24 protein-coding genes are annotated in these 18,383 nt (G+C 70.4%); 9 read left to right on the plus strand and 15 right to left on the minus strand.

Going from position 1 to position 18,383, the window contains the following annotated elements; genetic code table 11:
- Window positions 1-46: 46 nt before the first annotated feature.
- The 4 genes from ABZS42_RS22240 to ABZS42_RS22255 form a co-directional block, all read right to left on the minus strand.
- A complete protein-coding gene (locus ABZS42_RS22240) occupies window positions 47-1,117 on the minus strand; it encodes a LacI family DNA-binding transcriptional regulator (RefSeq protein WP_355148145.1) in 1,071 nt (356 codons plus the stop codon).
- Between the two features lie 70 nt (window positions 1,118-1,187).
- Window positions 1,188-2,153: a carbohydrate ABC transporter permease gene (locus ABZS42_RS22245; protein WP_355148147.1), complete on the minus strand. Its 966-nt coding sequence runs from the start codon at window positions 2,151-2,153 to the stop codon at window positions 1,188-1,190.
- Window position 2,154: 1 nt separating this feature from the next.
- The gene (locus tag ABZS42_RS22250; protein WP_355148149.1) at window positions 2,155-3,204 is read right to left on the minus strand and encodes a sugar ABC transporter permease; all 1,050 of its coding nucleotides are present in this window, start codon (window positions 3,202-3,204) and stop codon (window positions 2,155-2,157) included.
- Between the two features lie 68 nt (window positions 3,205-3,272).
- On the minus strand, window positions 3,273-4,616 hold the full coding sequence (locus tag ABZS42_RS22255; RefSeq protein WP_355148151.1) for an ABC transporter substrate-binding protein: 1,344 nt from the start codon (window positions 4,614-4,616) through the stop codon (window positions 3,273-3,275).
- A gap of 248 nt (window positions 4,617-4,864) precedes the next feature.
- Between ABZS42_RS22255 and ABZS42_RS22260 the strand changes: the two genes are divergently transcribed.
- The gene (locus tag ABZS42_RS22260; RefSeq protein ID WP_355148153.1) at window positions 4,865-5,641 is read left to right on the plus strand and encodes a peptidoglycan DD-metalloendopeptidase family protein; all 777 of its coding nucleotides are present in this window, start codon (window positions 4,865-4,867) and stop codon (window positions 5,639-5,641) included.
- Window positions 5,642-5,747: 106 nt separating this feature from the next.
- Here ABZS42_RS22260 and ABZS42_RS22265 read toward each other — a convergent pair whose 3' ends face one another.
- The 5 genes from ABZS42_RS22265 to ABZS42_RS22285 all read right to left on the minus strand — a co-directional run bounded on the left by ABZS42_RS22265 (window position 5,748) and on the right by ABZS42_RS22285 (window position 8,309).
- A complete protein-coding gene (locus tag ABZS42_RS22265; RefSeq protein ID WP_355148155.1) occupies window positions 5,748-6,239 on the minus strand; it encodes a TspO/MBR family protein in 492 nt (163 codons plus the stop codon).
- A 143-nt stretch (window positions 6,240-6,382) separates the two neighbouring features.
- Window positions 6,383-6,529 carry a GPGG-motif small membrane protein gene (locus ABZS42_RS22270; RefSeq protein ID WP_167364351.1) on the minus strand — a complete coding sequence of 49 codons (147 nt, stop codon included), beginning with the start codon at window positions 6,527-6,529 and terminating at the stop codon, window positions 6,383-6,385.
- 5 nt (window positions 6,530-6,534) lie between these two features.
- Complete coding sequence (locus ABZS42_RS22275; RefSeq protein WP_355148158.1) at window positions 6,535-7,296, minus strand: metallophosphoesterase; 762 nt, start codon at window positions 7,294-7,296, stop codon at window positions 6,535-6,537.
- 9 nt (window positions 7,297-7,305) lie between these two features.
- Window positions 7,306-7,584, minus strand: a complete 279-nt coding sequence (locus tag ABZS42_RS22280; protein ID WP_355148160.1) for a BON domain-containing protein — start codon at window positions 7,582-7,584, stop codon at window positions 7,306-7,308.
- Window positions 7,581-8,309 (minus strand): nucleotidyltransferase, encoded by a 729-nt coding sequence (locus ABZS42_RS22285; RefSeq protein ID WP_355148247.1) that lies wholly within the window; start codon window positions 8,307-8,309, stop codon window positions 7,581-7,583. The genes ABZS42_RS22280 and ABZS42_RS22285 overlap by 4 nt, the downstream gene beginning before the upstream one ends.
- 12 nt (window positions 8,310-8,321) lie before the next feature.
- Here ABZS42_RS22285 and ABZS42_RS22290 point away from each other — a divergent pair, with 12 nt between their 5' ends.
- Window positions 8,322-9,029 (plus strand): thymidylate kinase, encoded by a 708-nt coding sequence (locus ABZS42_RS22290; protein WP_355148162.1) that lies wholly within the window; start codon window positions 8,322-8,324, stop codon window positions 9,027-9,029.
- Between the two features lie 80 nt (window positions 9,030-9,109).
- Here the strand turns inward: ABZS42_RS22290 and ABZS42_RS22295 are convergent, their stop codons facing one another.
- Complete coding sequence (locus ABZS42_RS22295) at window positions 9,110-9,802, minus strand: SDR family NAD(P)-dependent oxidoreductase (protein ID WP_355148164.1); 693 nt, start codon at window positions 9,800-9,802, stop codon at window positions 9,110-9,112.
- Window positions 9,803-10,100: 298 nt separating this feature from the next.
- Here ABZS42_RS22295 and ABZS42_RS22300 point away from each other — a divergent pair, with 298 nt between their 5' ends.
- From ABZS42_RS22300 to ABZS42_RS22310, 3 genes are all read left to right on the plus strand, one after another.
- Window positions 10,101-11,015 carry a MurR/RpiR family transcriptional regulator gene (locus ABZS42_RS22300; protein WP_355148166.1) on the plus strand — a complete coding sequence of 305 codons (915 nt, stop codon included), beginning with the start codon at window positions 10,101-10,103 and terminating at the stop codon, window positions 11,013-11,015.
- Window positions 11,012-11,971: an N-acetylmuramic acid 6-phosphate etherase gene (murQ, locus tag ABZS42_RS22305; RefSeq protein WP_355148168.1), complete on the plus strand. Its 960-nt coding sequence runs from the start codon at window positions 11,012-11,014 to the stop codon at window positions 11,969-11,971. The genes ABZS42_RS22300 and murQ overlap by 4 nt, the downstream gene beginning before the upstream one ends.
- A 508-nt stretch (window positions 11,972-12,479) precedes the next feature.
- Complete coding sequence (locus tag ABZS42_RS22310) at window positions 12,480-13,469, plus strand: sigma-70 family RNA polymerase sigma factor (protein ID WP_355148170.1); 990 nt, start codon at window positions 12,480-12,482, stop codon at window positions 13,467-13,469.
- A gap of 67 nt (window positions 13,470-13,536) precedes the next feature.
- Here ABZS42_RS22310 and ABZS42_RS22315 read toward each other — a convergent pair whose 3' ends face one another.
- Window positions 13,537-14,517 carry an NlpC/P60 family protein gene (locus ABZS42_RS22315; RefSeq protein ID WP_355148172.1) on the minus strand — a complete coding sequence of 327 codons (981 nt, stop codon included), beginning with the start codon at window positions 14,515-14,517 and terminating at the stop codon, window positions 13,537-13,539.
- Between the two features lie 503 nt (window positions 14,518-15,020).
- Here ABZS42_RS22315 and ABZS42_RS22320 point away from each other — a divergent pair.
- On the plus strand, window positions 15,021-15,545 hold the full coding sequence (locus ABZS42_RS22320; RefSeq protein ID WP_355148174.1) for a DUF6232 family protein: 525 nt from the start codon (window positions 15,021-15,023) through the stop codon (window positions 15,543-15,545).
- Between the two features lie 18 nt (window positions 15,546-15,563).
- Here the strand turns inward: ABZS42_RS22320 and ABZS42_RS22325 are convergent, their stop codons facing one another.
- Together ABZS42_RS22325 and ABZS42_RS22330 are read right to left on the minus strand one after the other, a co-directional pair.
- Complete coding sequence (locus tag ABZS42_RS22325) at window positions 15,564-15,890, minus strand: DUF3817 domain-containing protein (RefSeq protein WP_355148176.1); 327 nt, start codon at window positions 15,888-15,890, stop codon at window positions 15,564-15,566.
- A gap of 25 nt (window positions 15,891-15,915) precedes the next feature.
- Window positions 15,916-16,344 (minus strand): hypothetical protein, encoded by a 429-nt coding sequence (locus tag ABZS42_RS22330; RefSeq protein ID WP_355148178.1) that lies wholly within the window; start codon window positions 16,342-16,344, stop codon window positions 15,916-15,918.
- Window positions 16,345-16,474: 130 nt separating this feature from the next.
- Here ABZS42_RS22330 and ABZS42_RS22335 point away from each other — a divergent pair, with 130 nt between their 5' ends.
- The 3 genes from ABZS42_RS22335 to ABZS42_RS22345 all read left to right on the plus strand — a co-directional run bounded on the left by ABZS42_RS22335 (window position 16,475) and on the right by ABZS42_RS22345 (window position 17,755).
- Window positions 16,475-16,795, plus strand: coding sequence for a DUF6158 family protein (locus tag ABZS42_RS22335; protein WP_355148180.1), 321 nt, complete (start codon window positions 16,475-16,477; stop codon window positions 16,793-16,795).
- Window positions 16,795-17,130: a hypothetical protein gene (locus ABZS42_RS22340; RefSeq protein ID WP_355148182.1), complete on the plus strand. Its 336-nt coding sequence runs from the start codon at window positions 16,795-16,797 to the stop codon at window positions 17,128-17,130. The genes ABZS42_RS22335 and ABZS42_RS22340 overlap by 1 nt, the downstream gene beginning before the upstream one ends.
- An 82-nt stretch (window positions 17,131-17,212) precedes the next feature.
- Window positions 17,213-17,755: a DUF1360 domain-containing protein gene (locus tag ABZS42_RS22345; RefSeq protein WP_355148184.1), complete on the plus strand. Its 543-nt coding sequence runs from the start codon at window positions 17,213-17,215 to the stop codon at window positions 17,753-17,755.
- Window positions 17,756-17,817: 62 nt separating this feature from the next.
- On the opposite strand, the gene ABZS42_RS22350 is transcribed toward ABZS42_RS22345, so the two are convergent.
- Window positions 17,818-18,027, minus strand: a complete 210-nt coding sequence (locus tag ABZS42_RS22350) for a hypothetical protein (protein ID WP_355148186.1) — start codon at window positions 18,025-18,027, stop codon at window positions 17,818-17,820.
- A gap of 28 nt (window positions 18,028-18,055) precedes the next feature.
- Window positions 18,056-18,280, minus strand: a complete 225-nt coding sequence (locus ABZS42_RS22355; protein ID WP_355148188.1) for a hypothetical protein — start codon at window positions 18,278-18,280, stop codon at window positions 18,056-18,058.
- Window positions 18,281-18,383: the final 103 nt, after the last annotated feature.

Raw genomic sequence — 18,383 nt, forward strand, 5'->3', positions numbered from 1 at the left:
ACGTGTGGTGCGGTGGGTCCGCCGACGTCGCCGCCGGACGGTTCGTTCAGTGTGCCCGGGGCGGTGCGGTCGACCCGCGTACGACCAGCCGAGTGGGCAGGATCACCGGCTGGCAATGAGTGTCCGACCGGGACGGGCCGGCCGGGGTGAGCGGCCGACCGTCGACCGCGTCGAGGGCGTGTGCGCCGAGCGGGTCGAGCAGCATGCGTGCGGCCAGCCGGCCCTGGTCCGCCGCCGGCTGGGCCACGGTGCTGAGGCCCAGCACGCCGGCCAGGTCGTGGTCGTCGATGCCGATCACGCTGACGTCGTGGGGTACCCGCAACCCGGCGTCACGCAGCGCGGCCATCGCCCCCATCGCCATCTCGTCGCAGGCCGCGACGATCGCCGTCGGGGGTTCGCCCCGGGCCAGCAGTTCGGCGGTGGCCCGGGTGCCGCCCGCGATCGTGAACTGGGACTCCACGTCCAGGCTCGGATCCGGTCGCAGCCCGGCCGCCAGCATGGCCTCCTGGTAGCCGCGCCGCCGTTCGGCGTGGGCGGTGAAGGAGAGCGCGTCGTGGGGGTAGCCGGAGATGTGCGCGATCCGGCGGTGCCCGAGGTCGAGCAGGTGCCGGGTGGCCGCCCGCGCGGTGTTCAGGTCGTCGATCCGTACGCAGGGCCAGCCCGGTACCGGAGTGCCCGAGCTGATCGTCACGCCGGGCACGTCCAGCGCGGTGAGCGCGCTGACGTCGGCGGGGAAGAGCGGGGTGGCCACCAGCATGATGGCGTCCGCGCGTTTGTGGAGGTTGGCCGTCCGCAGCACTCGCTGCCGGGACTGCTCACGGCCGCCGAGGTTGTAGAGCAGCAGGTCGTACCCGGACTCGTGGAGGAACTTCTCGACCGCCTCCACGACCGTGGCGAAGAACCAGCGGGTGATCTGGGGGACCACCACGGCGATGGTGCCGGTCCGGCCGCCGGCCAGGCGCGACGCGCTCGGCGAGACGGCGTACTGCAGCTTCTCGGCTGCGGCCAGCACCCGGTGTCGCGTCGCGGGCGAGACCGTCGGGAGGCCGCGCAGCGCCCGGGAGACGGTTGCCGTGGAGACCCCGGCCAGCCGGGCGACGTCATCGATCGTGGTCACGGTTCCCCCCAGTTCCGTGGCCGCGTCCGCCGCCGCCCATCGGATCGCGGGCGGCGGCGGACGACGTGCCTCAGCCCTTCACGCTCCCGGCGAGGAGCCCGCGCACGAAGTAACGCTGTAGGGACAGGAACACGATCAGCGGTACGACGATCGACACGAACGCACCAGCGGTGAGTCGCTGCCACTCGTTGCCGCGGGAACCGGCCATCTCGGCCAGCCGGACGGTGAGCGGCGCGGTCTCGTCTCCGCCTCCGGCGAAGATGAGGGCGACCAGTAGGTCGTTCCAGACCCAGAGGAACTGGAAGATGCCCAACGCGGCCAGTGCCGGGGTGATCAGGGGCAGCACGATGGTGCGGAAGATCTTCGGATGGGTGGCCCCGTCGACCCGGGCCGCCTCCATCAGGTCACCGGGCAGCTGCGAGATGAAGTTGTGCAGCAGGTAGACCGCGAACGGCAGCGCGAAGCAGGTGTGGGCGAACCACACCTGGGCGAACTTCTGTTCGTCGACCAGGTCCCAGGCCGGCAGCACCTGGACGCCGGCGATGGTGACGCCGGTGGAGAAGAACTTCAGCAGCGGCACCAGGGCCATCTGCAGCGGCACGATCTGCAGCGCGAAGATCCCGATGTAGACCCACTCCCGGCCCCGGAAGTTGATCCAGGCCAACGCGTACGCGGCCAGGGCCGCGAAGGCGAGCGGGAAGAGCACCGACGGAATCGTGATCGCCAGCGAGTTGATGAAGTAGCTGGCGAGCTGCCCGGAGGACGAGGAGCGGCCGAACAGGACCTGCTGGTAGTTCTCCAGGGTGAACTGCGGGTCGGTGAAGAACGTCCACCAGCCGGTGGTCTTGATCTGGTCCTCCGGCCGGAACGAGGAGATGAACAGGCCGAAGGTGGGAACGGTCCAGAAGAGCGCGATGACGATCGACACCAGGGTGGCCGTGCGACTGTTCAGCCGCTTGCGGACCCGGCCGGCGACGGTCTTCGGGGTGTCGGTCCGCTGGGTGCCGGCGGCGACAGTGGGCGTGGCGGTGGTCATCTCAGCCCTCCCGCTGCTGACGGAGGTTGCGGATCTGATAGATCACGACCGGGATCACCAGGATGAAGAGGAAGACCGCGAGCGCGGAGCCCTGCCCGTTCTCGCCGTAGCGGAACGCCTGGTTGTACATCTCGTTCGCGATCACGCTGGTGTCGTAGTTGCCGTTGGTCGAGGTTCGGACGATGTCGAAGACCTTGAGCGTGGCGATGGTGATGGTCACGACGACGACGATCAGCGCGGGGCGGATGCTCGGCATGGTGATCTGCCAGAACATCTGCCACGGGCTGACCCCGTCGAGCCGGGCGGCCTCCACGATGTCCGCGGGGACCGCCTTGATGGCGGCGGAGAGCACCACCATGGCGAAACCGGCCTGGATCCAGACCATGATGACGATCAGCAGCAGCGTGTTCAGCGGTGACTCGAGCAGCCACTGCTTCGGTTCGCCGCCGAGGCTGACCACGATCTGGTTCAGCAGACCGATCTGCTCCTGGCCGTCGCCGCGGTACGCGTAGACGAACTTCCAGATGATGCTGGCGCCGACGAAGGAGATCGCCATCGGCAGGAAGATGAGGGACTTGGCGAACGCCTCGAACCGGACCCGGTCCACCAGCACGGCGTAGATGAGGCCGAAGGCGCTGGCCACGAGCGGAACCAGGAGCACCCAGACGAGGCTGTTGATCAGCACCCGGACGATGGAGTCCTCGGAGAACATCCAGCCGTAGTTCTGCAGTCCCACCCAGTTGGTGCTGTTCGAGTCCATCAAGGAGAGCAGCACCGTGCGGATGGCCGGGACGACCAGCCCGACGGTGAGCAGCAGCAGTGTCGGCAACAGGAAGAAGAGCGCGAAGAACCCCTCCCGTTGCTTCCGCCGGCGCGGAAGCGGGGCGCCGCTGGCGGAGGCGGCGACGAGCCGCGCCTCCCGGCGGCGGGCGAACCAGGCCGGCACCACGTCGAGAAGCAGGAGCAGACCACCCACCACCGCGACGAAAGCGATCAGCCCGTACAACAGCATGAGGAACTTCGGCTGTTCCTCCGCGAAGTCGAACTCCATCGACCCTCCCAGGTCCTTATTGGCCGGTGGGCCGGCCCGCGTTCCGCGAGCCGGCCCACCGGTTCAGATCACTTCCAGCTGCTCTCGACGCTCTGGAGCACGGTTGCGGTGTCCTTGCCGTTGATCCAGTCGACCATGCCCTTCCAGAACGTGCCCGCGCCGATGGCGGCCGGCATCAGGTCGGAACCGTCGAAGCGGAAGACCGTGCTCTGGTCCTGCAGGATCTGGACGGAGAGCTTGTCCACCGGGTTGGGGACGTTGGCCAGGTCCAGCTTCTTGTTCGCCGACACCCAGTCGCCGATCTTGGCGCGGCTGTTGGCGTACTCGCCGGAGGCCAGGTAGGTCTGCACCGCCTGCACCTCGGGCCGGTCGGAGAAGGCCGCGACGAACTCGCCGCCACCCAGGACCGGCTTGCCCTTCGACGGGTCGATGGCCGGGAAGTAGAACGCGAAGACGTCGCCGTCCTCGGCCACCTTGGTGCCCTCGGGCCACTGGTTGGCGTAGAAGGACGCCTGGCGGTGCAGCGCGCACTTGCCGGTGGTGATCGGCGTGCCGGCCTCCTGGAACGAGGTGGTGGCGATGCTCTTCACGCCGCCGAAGCCGCCGTTGACGTACTTCTCGTTCTTCAGGATGGTGCCGGCCCGGTTGAGCGCGTCGGCCACCTGCGGGTCGTTGAACGGGATCTCGTGGGTGGTCCACTTGTCGTAGACGTCCGGGCCGCCGGTACGCAGCAGCACGTCCTCGATCCAGTCGGTGGCCGGCCAGCCGGTGGCGTCACCGGACTCGATGCCGGCGCACCACGGCTTGATGCCGCTGGCCGCGATCGTGTCGCTGAGCTTGATCAGGTCGTCCCACGTGGTCGGCGCCGTCCAGCCCTTCTCCTTGAACATCTTGGGGGAGTACCAGACGAAGGACTTCACGTTCGAGCCGAGCGGGGCGCCGTAGAACTGGCCGTTGACCGTGCTGTACTTCAGCCAGTCGGCGGAGTAGTTCTGCTCGGCCAGGGCCTTGGTCTCGGCGTTGGCCGGCTTCAGCTTGCCCGCGTCGGCGAACCGCTTGAGCAGACCCGGCTGGGGGATGAAGGCCAGGTCGGGGGCGTTGCCGCCGTCCACCCGCACGGGGAGCTGAGCCTCGAACTCGGGGCTGCCCTCGTGGTCGATGTCGATCCCGGTGCAGTCCTCGAACGTCTTCCAGGACTCGTCGAGCCGGTCGGCCTCGATGTCCCGGATCGACGAGTAGATCGAGACCTTCTTGCCCTCGTGGCCCTTGTACGTGTCGTATGCGGCACACTCCGCGGAGTCCGCGTTGCTGCTTCCCTTGTCGTTGCCGGTGCCGCAGGCGGTGGCGCTGAGCGCCAGCCCCAGTGCGCCGGCGATCGCGAAGGCCTGGCGTGGTCTGGTGAAGACCGCCATGCCGTCCTCCTTTCTTGCCGGCGCGGTCGTAGTAGAACCAGCGCCGGTCCGATGGGCGTCCCAACATGTAAGCGCTTGCATCGCGCGTGGTCCAGCCCCTGTCAGACACGACCGAGTAACAATCCGGAAACCTCCAGGCAGAGGAGTGGGCACGCTCCCACCGCAGAGACACGCCCTCTTTCGATATCTGTCAATATCTGTCAAGCTGTATGCAGTTCATTGAAGGATATCGACATAGGAGGAGCTGGATGCGTAAGCGTTGGTTCAGCCTGGTGGCGGCCGGCCTGCTGGTCGTGGGGACTCTCGTGCCCGCGACGCCGGCAATGGCCGCGCCGACCTTCAAGGTGCCCTTCCCGTGCGGTCAGGTCTGGTCCGGCCAGACGCGGACCAACCACAGCCCGGCGAACTCGGTCGACTTCAACCGCACCGACGATTCGGGCGATCCGGTGGTCGCCAGCGCGCCGGGCACCGTCGACCGGGTGACCGACCTCGGCGGCACGAGCTACGGCAAGTACGTCCGGATCAGCCACGCCGGCGGCTACCACACCTACTACGCGCACCTGAGCGGCTTCAACGTCTCCGTCGGCCAGTCGGTGGGCTACGGAAGGGTGATCGGCTGGGTCGGCAGCACCGGCGGTTCGACCGGCCCGCACCTGCACTACGAGCAGCGCCTCAACGGCGCCGACATCAAGGTCCGGTTCAACGGCGCGCTCGCCCTCTACTGGGGGACGAAGAACTACACCAGTGACAACGGGTGTTCGTCCGGCGGCACCGCCACCGGCACGGTCAACACCAGCGGCACCCCGCTGACCGTCCGCTCCGGGCCCGGCACCGGCTACGCCTCGGTCGGCACGGTCGCCGACGGCGCCCGGGTGACCATCCACTGCCAGACCACGGGCACCACGGTCACCGGCACCTACGGCACCAGCTCGATCTGGGACCGGATCGGCTCCGGACGGTTCATCTCCGACGCGTACGTGTACACCGGGTACGACGGGTTCATCCCGGGCGTACCACGGTGCTGACCTGACCGGTGGGCCCGGCCGGACCCGGCCGGGCCCACCGGCACGTACGACCACCGCCAGCCGTACGACCAACGGTGCCGGGATCCAGGGCGACGGGCGGCATCGATCAGGAGTTGAGCTGCCAGATGGCGAAGTTGAGGGCCGCCGCGAAGGTGACCCAGGCCCAGTACGGAAGCATGAGCAAAGCCGCCGGGCGGGACACGCGGGCGAACAGCAGGACGGTGAGCGCGATCGCCAGCCACATCACGACGATCTCGGCGAAGGCCGACCCGTAACGGCGGGCAGCGAAGAAGAGCGGTGTCCAGGCCGCGTTGAGCACGAGCTGGACGGCCCAGGCCCAGAAGGCGGCACCGAAGCCGACGCGCCCCCAGGCCAGCCAGCCGGCCAGCGCGATCAGCACGTAGAGCAGGGTCCACACCGGGCCGAAGAGCCACCCGGGTGGGGCCCACGACGGACGATCCAGCGCCGCGTACTCGGCGGAGGTGCCCCGTACACCGAACACGCCGACGGTGGCGGCCAGCGCGACCGCCGCGCCGAAGCCGAGCAGTGCCCATCTCGCTCGGGTCCCGATGCGCCGTGCCAGACGTGACGCGTTCATGGTCATCCCTCGCTGCTAGGCCGCCCACGGCGGGTCCGGATGTTACGGCGCCGGGGTCGCCGGGACCGGTTCTCCTGTCGGGAGGACGGAGAGGCCGGCCACGACGACCCCGGCGGGTCCAGTGGTGAGGGGGTGTGGCGGCGTCAATTGGTGAAGATGCTGACACCTCCCGGGCCCACGAGCAGCCCGACGATGATGAGGACGATGCCCCACAGGATCTGCCGGCGGAACAGCGCCAGGATGCCGGCGACGACCAGTACGACCGCGAGAATCCAAAGAATCAGCTCCATGTCGATCAAATACCCGACGCGCTCAAACGCGAAACCTCTCCATGATCAAGGTGATCGCCCAAGTGGAAGACGCTGTACGCCTGCTTGATCACCGGGTGCGCGACGTTGCGGACACGTACCCCGCCCGGGGTGGTGCCCCGCTCACTGCCGGCATGCGCGTGCCCGTGCACGGCGAGCGCGGTCGGCGCGGAGTCGATCGCCTGGCCGAGCTGGTACGCCCCGAGGAACGGGTAGATCTCCAGCGGCTCGCCGGCGAGCGTGTCCGGCACCGGCGCGTAGTGGGTGAGCGCCACCAGCAGGTCGCAGTCCAGGCTGAGTAGCGCTTCGGCCAGTCGGTCCGCGCTCTCGGTGGTGGTGTGGACGAACGCCTTCATCTCCGGCTCGCCGAAGTCGCTGGCGCAGCGCCCGGCGAAGCCGCCCCCGAAACCCTTCACCCCCGCCACGCCGAGTCGGCCACCGGTGCACTCCAGCACCACGCCGTTGCCCTCCAGCACGGTGATGCCCGCCTCCTCCAGCACCTTGACCACCTGGGGCACCTGGTTGCACTGATGGTCGTGGTTGCCCAGCACGGTGATCACCGGCACGTCCAACCCGCCGAACTCCTGCGCCACGCAGCGCGCCTCCGCCTCGGTCCCGTGCCGGGTCAGGTCACCGGCGAGCAGCAGCACGTCCGCGCAGTCGGACAGTTCCTCCAGAGCCGGCCGGAAGCGGCCCACCACGTCCTCGTCGAGGTGCACGTCGCCGACGGCAGCGATCCTTATCACCATGGAACCTCCTCAGGGCAGTTGCTCGATCTGCGTCGGCGCCTCGGTGCGGACCACCCCGATCTCGCTGGTGACGGGTAGGTTCGGGAAGCGGTCCGCGACGCGGCGGAGGATCTCCTCACGCCGGTGGGAGCTCTCCACCTCGCCGTAGAGCACGAGACCGGTCTCCCGGCGGACGACTGTGATGCCCTGCTCGGCGATGGACGGATCCTCGGCCAGCGCTCGCTGGATCTCCGCCTCGAGGTACTCGTCGGGTGGCCCGGTGCTGGTGCTGCCACGGTGCTGGGTCACGATGTCCCCTCCTCTGCCGGGGTGCCGGAGTACGGCACCACCTCCAGCCGGTCCAGCAAAACCAGGAACGCCTCGGCGTACGGCGAGTGCTGCGTCTCCTTCCGTACCCGTTCCCAGTCGATCTGCTCCCGCAACGAGCGCGCGAGGGGCAGGCCGCGGGCGAAGTCGCAGTAGTGCTGGGAGAAGCTGAGCAACTTGTGCACCATCAGTTGGGTGGCGGAGAGCACCGGCATGTGGATCGCGTCGACGGGTCGTACCAGGGTGTCGGCGAACGTCTCCTCCGTCACCGGCGTCTCGATCGGCCGGTGGATGAGGTCCACCATCCGTTCGTCGTCGTAGACCTTCACCAGCCAGTCCTCCGGTGGGTGCTCGGCGGTGAAACCTGCCGCCACGAGCGCCGCCAACGCCTGCTCGACGTCGACCTCCCGGATCAGGAAGTCGACGTCGTGGTCACTGGAGTGACCACCGTGTGCGTACACGGCGAAGCTGCCGCCGAGCGCGAAGGGGATGTCGGACTGCTTGAGCACGGCGGCGACCTTCTTGAGGGTGTGCAGAAGACTCTCGTCCCCGCGCTCGGCCATCTGGGTCTCCCGTCGGTCGTAACAGGCGGTTGATTCCGGCTTCGGTACCCGGCATTCGGGTCGCCCACACCTGCGGCGGTGGCGGGTGGGCGCGAAACGGGTGCAACCGGTATGTAAGCCCCGGCAGGGGAGCGCGGGTCCGATAGCCTGTGCAAGGTGGTCAGATCACTACGGGAGCGACGTCGCCGAGCCCGGTTGCGCAGCGTCGCCCTGATCGGCATCGACGGCTCCGGCAAGACCACCCAGGCGCACCTGCTCGCCGACGCGCTCGCCGCCGCCGGGCGACCCGCCACCTATCACCGCAACGCCGGCGGTCGACGCTGGCTCGGCCGGATCGCCCAACGACTCGGCCGCCCGGACGCGCAGCGGCTGGTCGGGCGGGACGCGCTGCTCGCCGTGGAGTCCGTGCTGCGTTGGCTCGCCATCGCCCTCGCACTGGTCAGTTGCCTGGTCACCGGGCGCACGGCCGTGATGGACCGCTACTCCGCCTGCCAGTACGCGAGCATCCGGGCCCACGGCGGGCACCGCTGGGAGCGGCTGGCCCGGGTCGGCTACCGCGTCTTCCCACAACCGCAGGTGACCTTCCTGCTCTCCCTCGACCCGGCTGAGGCGTACCGGCGAATCGAGCGACGCGGCACCGACCACGAGACGCTGGGCTGGCTGACCGCCGCCGACACGGCCTACCGGACCCTGCCGGAGTACCCGAGCTTCATCCTGGTGGACGCCGGCCGGTCGGCCGACGAGGTGTCCCGACAGATTCGGCGCCACCTCGCGGACTGGTTCGGCACCGACGAACCCGCGACCGGCCCGCCGCTGACGACCGGCGGGCGGGACAACCAGCCGGAATCACTGAGATCGGCGTGACCCGCCAGGCGGGACGCGGCGATCCACCACCACGCCCGGCGGTGATCCGCGACGGCGCCCGGCGGTGGCCGGCGACCGGATCAGGCCCGGCCGTACACCGGCACGGCGGCTCCACTCGTCGGGGCGGACTCGGCGGAGGCGAGGAACCGGATCACCCCGGCGATCTCGGCCGGGGGGACCCAGCGCGAGTGGTCAGCGTCCGGCTGGGCGGCCCGGTTGGCCGGGGTGTCGATGACGCTCGGCAGCACCGTGTTGGCCCGCACACCGAAGCGTCGGTATTCCACGGCTACCGCGTTGGCGAAGGCGAGCACCGCCGCCTTCGCGGTCGCGTAGCCGGCCGCCCCGGCGAACGGGCTGATCGCCGCGCGGGCGGCGACGCAGACCACGGCACCACCACCGGCGGACACCAGGTGCGGCAGCGCCTCCCGGGTGACCAGGTGGGTGGGGCGCAGGTTGACGGTGAGCATCCGCTCGAACTCGTCGATCGACGTCTCGTGCACCAGCCCGCTGCCGGCGTATCCGCCGACCAGGTTGACCACCGCGCGCAGCGGCGCGTCCGGATCGTCGGCGGCCGCCTGCACCGCCCGGGCGGCGCCGTGCGGGTCGCCGACGTCCGCGACCAGGCGGTGTACGCCGTCGGCCGCCGGCTCCGCCGCGGACCGGCCGCTCCGCTCCGGTACGACCACCCGCCAACCCGCCTCTACGAAGGCGGCGGTGACCGCCGTGCCCAGCCCGCCTGCCCCGCCGGTGACGAGCACACTGTGTCGCGCCATACGGCACACGCTAGCCCCGGCGGAAGCACGGCCTCACGCGGGTGTCCCGGGCGACGACGCCGAGTCGTCCGATCCCGGACTGCCGGACCGGATGCCGCGCCACGCCGTACGGTCGGAACGGGTCGGATGTCTGTGTCGCTCGCCACCGTCGGGGACGGCGGACCCGGCCTGGCGGCTGACGCACCGGGCTCGGCGGGGGTGGCACGCTGTCCCGGATGGTGAGCCACCGTCGACGGTACTTCCCCCAACACGCGCAGTCATGGTTGACGCTCACGCCTCGTGAAAGTAAGTTTCATCCGTGGCGAAGAGTACGAAGATTTCTGCGAGTCACGAGCCCGGTGGGCTGATCGTCCACATCAGTGGCTTGCTCCCGTCGCTGTCGCCGGCCGAACAGCGGGTCGCCCGGCTGGTCGTGGCCGACCCGGCCGACGCCGCGCGCCGGACGATCACGGATCTCGCCACCGCAGCCGAGACCTCCGAGGCGACGGTGATCCGGTTCTGCCGGTCCGTCGGCATGGACGGCTACCCCCAGCTGCGCATCCGGCTCGCCGCCGAGGCCGCCCGCCGGATCGAGCCGCCCGACGCCCGGGTGGTCGGTGGTGACATCCCGCCCGGCGCCGACCTGGCTCAGATCATCGCCACGATCGCCTTCAACGACGCCCGTGCGGTCGAGGAGACCGCCGAGCAGCTCGACCCGGCCGTCTGCGAGCGGGTGGTCGACGCGATCGCGGGCGCCGGCCGGATCGACGTCTACGGCGCCGGGGCCAGTGGTTTCGTGGCCTCCGACTTCCAGCAGAAGCTGCACCGGATCGGCCGCACCGCCTTCTACTTCCCGGACGTGCACACCGCGCTGACCTCGGCCGCGCTGCTCGGTCGGGGCGACGTCGCCGTCGGTATCTCGCACACCGGCACCACCTCCGATGTGATCGAGGTGCTGGAACAGGCCCGGGCCCGGGGCGCCGCCACCGTCGCGCTCACCAACTTCCCGCGTTCGCCGATCACCGACGTCGCCGACTTCGTGCTCACCACTGCGGCGCGGGAGACCACCTACCGGTCCGGGGCGATGGCGAGCCGGCTGGCCCAGCTCACCGTGGTCGACTGCCTCTTCGTGGGGGTGGCCGCCCGCAACCGGGCTCGCGCCAAGAAGGCCCTCGAGGTGACCGCCGAGGCCGTCCAGTCCCACCGGGTGGGTGGCGGACGGAGGCGGGCATGACCACCGGTGCCGTGGAGCCGGACGAGGTGTCGTCGCCCGCCCCGGATTCCCGCCCGGTGGTCCGGGTGGGCGCCCCCACCGAGCGTCGCAACCCGCTCAGCGTCGATCTGGACCTGATGTCCACCCGGGATGTGCTCGCGGTCATCAACGAGGCGGATCGGCTGGTACCGGCCGCGGTCGCCGACGTGCTCGACCAGATCGCCGCCGCGGTCGACCTGGCCGTGGCGGCCCTGCGTGGCGGCTACCGCGTGCACTACTTCGGCGCCGGCACCTCGGGCCGTCTCGGCGTCCTCGACGCCGCCGAGCTCGCACCCACCTTCAACTCGCCGCGGGACTGGGTCTGCGCTCACCTCGCCGGTGGACCGGACGCCGTGTGGCGGGCCGTGGAGAACGCCGAGGACGACGACCGGGGCGGAGCGGCCGAGGCGGCCGACTGCGTACGCGCAGGTGATCTGGTGGTCGGCCTGGCTGCCAGCGGCCGCACCCCGTACGTCCTGGGAGCGCTCGCCGCATCCCGCGCCAAGGGCGCCTCGACGGTGCTGCTCTGCGCCAATCCGGAGGCGGAGGCCGCCCGGTCGGTGGACGTCTTCATCGGGGTGGATACCGGACCGGAGGTGGTCACCGGGTCGACCCGGATGAAGGCGGGCACCGCGCAGAAGCTGGTGCTGAACGCGTTCTCCACCGCCGTCATGGTTCGGCTGGGACGGGTCTACTCGAACCTCATGATCGACATGGTGGCCACCAACGCCAAACTCCGTGGTCGGATGATCTCGATACTGATCGAGGCCACCGGATGCTCGGAGGAGGTCTCCCGGCGGGCGATCACCGAGGCCGAGGGTGACCTGAAGACCGCCCTGGTGTCGCTCGTCTCCGGCGCCGGAGTGCCGGCCGCCCGGGCCGCCCTGTCCCGCGCCGACGACCAGGTACGCGGGGCGCTCGCGCTGCTCGCCGGCTGACCGGACGTCGAACGGTAATCATGGCGTCACCCGGCGCGAGGGTGCGCGGGGTGCGATCCGGGGCGAACGCCGGGCCCGGGTCGCCTTGTCCGAGCCGGTCGGGAACCCGTCCGGCGGGCGGGCATAGAACCCGGCTACGGATTGTTCATCGAGGCGCGGGGTATTACCAACTCCGTGGATGAACCGCCCCGTCCACCGGTGCGTATTCGGCAGTGACCAGGATCGCACCCCTGGTGGTGACCCGGGTCGCTGTCCCCCTCCTATCCGCAGTGCTGCCATATCAGGGGCGACGGTGAGCGGTCGTGCCACCGACCCGTACGTGGTGCCCAAGGCGAGCCACCCGGCGGGGTGCTGACAGCAAACATGGATCGCGCTTTCAGCTACTACTCAGGCATTCGTGACAGTTTCGACTCACGACATGGAATCCCCGACACGTCTCAACTGTTGTGTAGGTGTCACCACCGACGGGCACAGCGGAAGTCTCGGGGGAGGGCTGATGGACGTGGGGATGGCAAGGAACCGGGCAACCGGCGCGAGCGAGGGGACCGTGGGCAACGTGGACAAGAACATCGGCATGCGAACCGACGAGGTCGCCGAGGAGCGTGACCTGGTCGGCGTCTACCTGCACGAGATCTCCCGGACGCCGCTGCTGGACGCCGCCAAGGAGGTCGATCTCTCCAAGGCGATCGAGGCCGGCCTCTACGCCGAGCACCTGCTCGGCGAGGACCGCGTCCCCGCTGGTGTCGCCAGGGAGGATCTGGAGCGGCTGGTCGTCGAGGGGGAGCGGGCGAAGGACCTCTTCATCCGCGCGAACCTCCGACTGGTCGTGTCGATCGCTCGTCGGTACGTGCGTTCGGGGATGCCCATGCTGGACCTGATCCAGGAGGGCAACACCGGCCTGGTCCGGGCGGTCGAGAAGTTCGACTACGAGCGCGGCTACAAGTTCTCCACCTACGCGACGTGGTGGATCCGCCAGGCGATCAGCCGGGCGATCGCCCAGCAGGAGCGCACCGTCCGCCTGCCGGTGCACCTGGTGGAGGACGTCAACCGGATGCGCAACATGGCCCGCCAGCTCACCCGCGAGCTGGGCAGCGACCCGGAGCCGGAGCAGATCGCGGCGGCGCTCGGCGTGACCGTCGAGCGGGTCAACGAGCTGGTGCGCTGGTCGCAGGACACCGTGTCGCTGGACACCCCGGTCGGCGACGACGGCGACACCAACCTCGGTGACCTGGTGGCCGACAGCGATGCCCCGTCGCCGGAGGACATCGTGCTGACCGGCCTGGAGCGGCAGCGGATCGAGGGTCTGCTGAACCACCTCGACGACCGCTCCGCCGGCATCATGCGGGCCCGCTACGGGCTGGAGGACGGGCGCGAGCACTCGCTCACCGAGGTCGCGTCGCGGTTCTCGCTCTCCCGCGAGCGGATCCGGCAGCTGGAGATCCAGGCCCTCGGCCGGCTTCGTGAGCTGGCCCGGGCGGAGGGGCTCCAGGCAGCCTGACCTACCAACCAACACGACGAACGGCCGGTGTCCGACACGGGACACCGGCCGTTCGTCGTCAGGTGGATCAGCGCACCCGGCCGTAGCCGTGGATGGGCATCATGTTCATGCCCCGCTTGAGTACGTTCCGTCCGGCGCTCGGCGCGTCGATCACCTGGCCGTCGCCGACGTACAGGGCGACGTGCCCGAGCCCGCGGTAGAAGACCAGGTCACCCGCGCGTAGCTCGCCGTGGCCGATGTGGGCCACCGCACCCCACTGCATCCGGGCGTTGTGTGGCAGGGACTTTCCGGCCGCCCGCCAGGCCGCCGAGGTCAGGCCAGAACAGTCGTAGCCGTTGGGGCCGGACCCGCCCCAGACGTACGGCTTCCCGATGGCCCCGTAGGCGTATCGAACGGCGACGCCGGCGTCACCGGAGACGGCGGGTGCCTGCCGGTCGGGGGCGGGCCGGGCCGTGGGCGCCGCGGGTTCCTCGGTCGCCCGGCCGTACGCCGTGCGACGCAGGTCGTAGAGGCGGCCGAGATCCCGCTCGATGCGTGACTTGGTGTTGGCCAACGCCCGGGCCTGGGCGTCCTGCCGGTCGAGCACCTTGTTCAGGCGGGTCCTCTCGTCGATCAGCTGGCGCTGGCTCTCGGTGAATCCGGAGATTCGCGCCTGGCGTTGCCGGGTCAGGTGCTCGATCGTGCCGAGGCGGTCCAGCATGGCGGCCGAGCCGCCGGGGCGGAGCAGTGCGTCCGCTGCCTGCAGGCCACCTGTCTTGTACGCGGTCGCGGCGATCTCCGCGACGTCCGCTCGGCTCTGCTCGGTCTGCCGTTCCAGCGGGCCGATGCGGGCCTGTAATCGGTCCACCCCGGCCTTGTTGGTCTTGATGTCCTCGCGGAGCTTGTTGTACGACTCGACGACCCGTTCCAGTTCCGTCGAGGAGCGCTCGATCTGGCGGTTGAGATCGGCGGGGGAGGGCTCTGCCCGGGCCGCCGTGGCCGGTGCGACCAGCGCGGCCGCCAGGCCGGTGACCGCCAGTGTGCGCAGCATTCTTTTCAGGGATGACAAGAGCGGAAGGCTCCTCTCCCACGGCCACCGATGGGTGCTGACGCCCCCCGATGACACCGGACCGTGGCCCTCCGGATGGTGGGCACTGGGCCGGGCCGGCTCGCCCAACCTAACCCGGGACGGGAGTCGTGCGCAGTGGAAGTCGGGACGAATGTTGGCATAGTGGCCGCAAGTGCCGCCTGCGACAGGTGACCTACCGTGATCGTTAACGAGGTGATCGCGCGCTAGGTGCGCCGAGGTTGCGGCATTTGCCCAGACAATGACATTCGTCGTTCTGGACGTATGCCGCCGGATGGCGGTGCCCCATAACCGATAAAGACGGAAATGGATTCCCATTCCCGTCCATGGGCCGGTGTCGGCGCGGTGACCTGGTCCGGCAAATCCGATCTGCGCTGGCAGGGCGGCAACACAATGAACCCGTAGCCGGGATTCCCGTCGACCAGCGCCGATGCCTGGTACCCCCCTCGACGGGCCGCCCCGACGGACCGCCGCGGGAGGTAGCCGTGAATCCTGAAGGCGCGACCACAGCACCTGGATCACCCGGGGTGACCGGGGCCAGGAACACCCTGCTCTACGCACGTCCCGGAATCGTCGTCACGGTCGACCGGTTCACCGTCGGCCGCAACACCTTCCGCATCGCCGACCTCACCCACCTGCGCGCCACCCGAGGTCCACACGACCGGATCGCCGTGCGGGCGGTGGCGACCAGCGGGGCGATGATCGGCGGAGTGGGCCTGCTGCTCGGCTTCACCGGCGGGCTGCAACGGCTCACCGCGAGCGCGTACCTCATCTTCGGCGCCGTCCTGTTGGTGCCGGCGCTGCTGGGGCTCGCCGGCGACCGCTGGCGGCCGCCGGCGTACGAACTGTGGGGCATCTACCGGGGCGAGCGGGTCCTGCTGTTCAGCACCGACGACGAGCGGCAGTTCGGTCAGGTCACCCGGGCCCTGCTGCGAGCCCGGGAGATGAACCGGTACGGCGGATGGAACGAGCCGCTCGCCTCGGCCGACCCGTGGCGGCCGAGTCGCTGACCCGGCCGGTCTGGCGGGTCAGCCGGCGACCGGCTCCGGGGTGCGCTCCGCCGGCTTCCTGAGCCACGCCGTCGCCCGACGCTCGGCGTAGAAGGAGACGAAGGGCACGGTGCCGGCCAGCATCACGCCGAGCATCCGCTTCAACGGCCACTCCGCGCGACGGGCCAGGTCGAACGCGGCCACCAGGTAGATCATGTAGAGGAAACCGTGCGCCGGGCCGACGGTCTCCACCACGACCGGGCTGTCGAACAGGTACTTCAGCGGCATGCCGATCACGACCAGCACGATCAGCACCACGCCCACGATCCAGGCGATCACACGGTACCGGGTAAGGGCTCCGCCCACCTCTGTCCGTCCTTCCGAACCCGGCTCAGCCGGGGTAGTCACCGGGCCGAGCGCCCGGATTCGCGTTCAACCATGACAGGTAGCGGTTGTAGGCGGCCAGATCGGCGTCCTCCATGCCGCCCGCCGCCGCCGGGACCCGGGCCACCCGGACCGGCCGGCGTACCACCGGTCGGGTCGCGGAACCCGTGCCGTCGACGGCCGGATCGTCCCCGGCGGCGACCGGCTCGGCCGGCCGCTCCGGCTCGTCGCCGCGCAGCGTGTGTCGTGCCTCACGCCACCAGACGAAAACCACGAACCCCGCGAAGATCGGCCACTCGAAGGCGTACGCCCAGCTGAGCGTGTTGCCTCCGGCGGCCCGGCTGATCTGCCACCAACCCAGCGCGAGGAACGCGAGGACGAGCACGACCGTGACCACGTGGCGCGCGATCCACGCCGGGGTCCAGAGCCGCTTCATGGGATCGAGGGTACCGGCACCGGCCGCCCTCTCCGACGAGGTGTCGTAGTTGTCGCGGGCCGGGACGTTTGGTGCCACCCGGTGTGGGCAACCGTCTAGACGCCAGCCCAAACGAGACCAGGGGGGCGAGATGAGACAGGAAGGCTACCTGCCGGGCGGTGCGGCCAGCCCGGAGGAGCGGGTCATCGAGTGGAGCGGCGACCACCTCGCCGACCCCGCCACACTCGGCCCGGACCTGGGCGGCGAGTTGGGCGTCGACCCCGGCGAGCTGACCGACGACGACCTGATCCGCGAGATCCACAGCCTGCACCGCACCCGGCTCGACACGTTGCGGCACGCGTCCGACTCGGCGCTCGCCCACCACCTGCGCCGGACCGCCGAGCTGGAGACCGAATACCTGGCCAGGTACCCGAGCCGGGAGGTCGACCCGAGCCGGCTGCGGGACGAATGATGGCGCACGCGGAGCGCGGCATGTCCGCGCCGCCCGAGGTCGTCTTCAACACCGCCACCGACCCGGACCGGGCCGCGGCCTGGCTGCCCGCCTTCCTGCGTACCGACGGCGTCCCGACCCCGGAGATCCGCGGCGAGGAGCTGTGCGCTCGATGGCAGGTCTCGGCCCCGACCGAGTCCATGGCGGAGATCCGGGTGGACCCGGAGAACTCCGGCGGCGCGCGCATCCGGTTCGACTACTCCGTCCGGTCCGGTGGGCAGGACGCCGACCGGCTGGCCGTCGAGGCGTTGGACAGCCTGGCCCGTGAGGTGGCCGACAACCTTCAGGCGGGCTGACCGCCCAACACCCCGCCGGTCGGCAGGCCGGCACCGTCGGCCGACCCGGCCGGCGGAGCAGGTGCGACGACGAGGAGACCGGGTGACTCCGTACGGCTTGAGGAAGAAGGCGGCGCGGCTGCGCCAGGCGTACGCGCCGCACGAGCACCGCCCGCTGGGCGGCTACCTGGCGGCGATGGGCACCTACGCGGGGGTGACCGCGACCATCGCGGGCCTGGCCCGGGCGACCGGTCGCTCCGTGCCCGAACGGCCCGCCCCGGCCGACGTGTTGCTGCTCGCCGTCGCCACGCACAAGCTCAGCCGGTTGCTGTCGAAGGACGCGATCACCAGCCCGCTGCGTGCCCCGTTCACCCGCTACGACCGGCCGATCGGCAGCGGCGAGGTGATGGAACAGGTCCGCGACTCCGGCAGCGCCACCCGGCACGCGATCGGGGAACTGCTCAGCTGCCCGTTCTGCCTCGCGGTCTGGGTCGCCACCGGACTCACCGGCGGCCTGGTGCTCGCGCCGCGGCTGACCCGTCTGGTGGCCACGGCGCTGACCGCGGTGGCCGCGTCCGACTTCCTGCAGATGGGGTACGCCATCGCACAGCAGGCCGCCGAGGCCGGGGGGCAGCACGAGGAGTAGACGCCGACCGACGAGAAGGGCCGGCCCGTGCCGAGCCGGCCCTTCTCCGGTGAGCGTCCCGGTCAGGTAGGTGTCGTACCGCCGTTCTCGCCCGCCCAGCCGCGCGACGCCTCCGGCTCCCGCTCACCCTTGTCCTCGTCGGTGATCACCTTGCGGTCCACCGCCGTCCGGTCGTGCTCGTTGGCGAAGTCCGGGTCGGGCAGGTTGTCCACGCCCGCCGGAGGCTGAGCCAGCGCCGGGATCTTCTCGTGGTCCTCCTCGTGGTGGGACATCTCGCTCCTCTCACCGGGGGTGGGGGTCTCAGGTGACCGAGCCACCGAGCAGGTCGGCCGCCTCGTCGACCGAGTACTCCCCCTCGGGCAGCGCGCCGATCCGGGTGAGCCAGTCGGCGGGGAGTTCGGCGGCCACCGCCCGCCGGTAGATGTCCGACCGGCTGACCCGTTCCTGGCCGTGGTAAAGGTCTTCGAGCAGGTCGTCGAGGCGCCGGGTGTCCGGTTTGTCTGTCACGGGTGCGTCGTCGGTCACGGCGATCAGCTACCCGCGCCGGAAACGGTCAAACGCCGGGAGGAAAGACAGCGGCGCCCCGGCCGGGTTGGCGGGGGGGCGCAGGGCGGGGGGGTGGGGGTGG

Origin of the sequence: Micromonospora sp. NPDC005367 (assembly GCF_040606825.1) — a bacterium.
Classification (GTDB): Bacteria; Actinomycetota; Actinomycetes; order Mycobacteriales; family Micromonosporaceae; genus Micromonospora.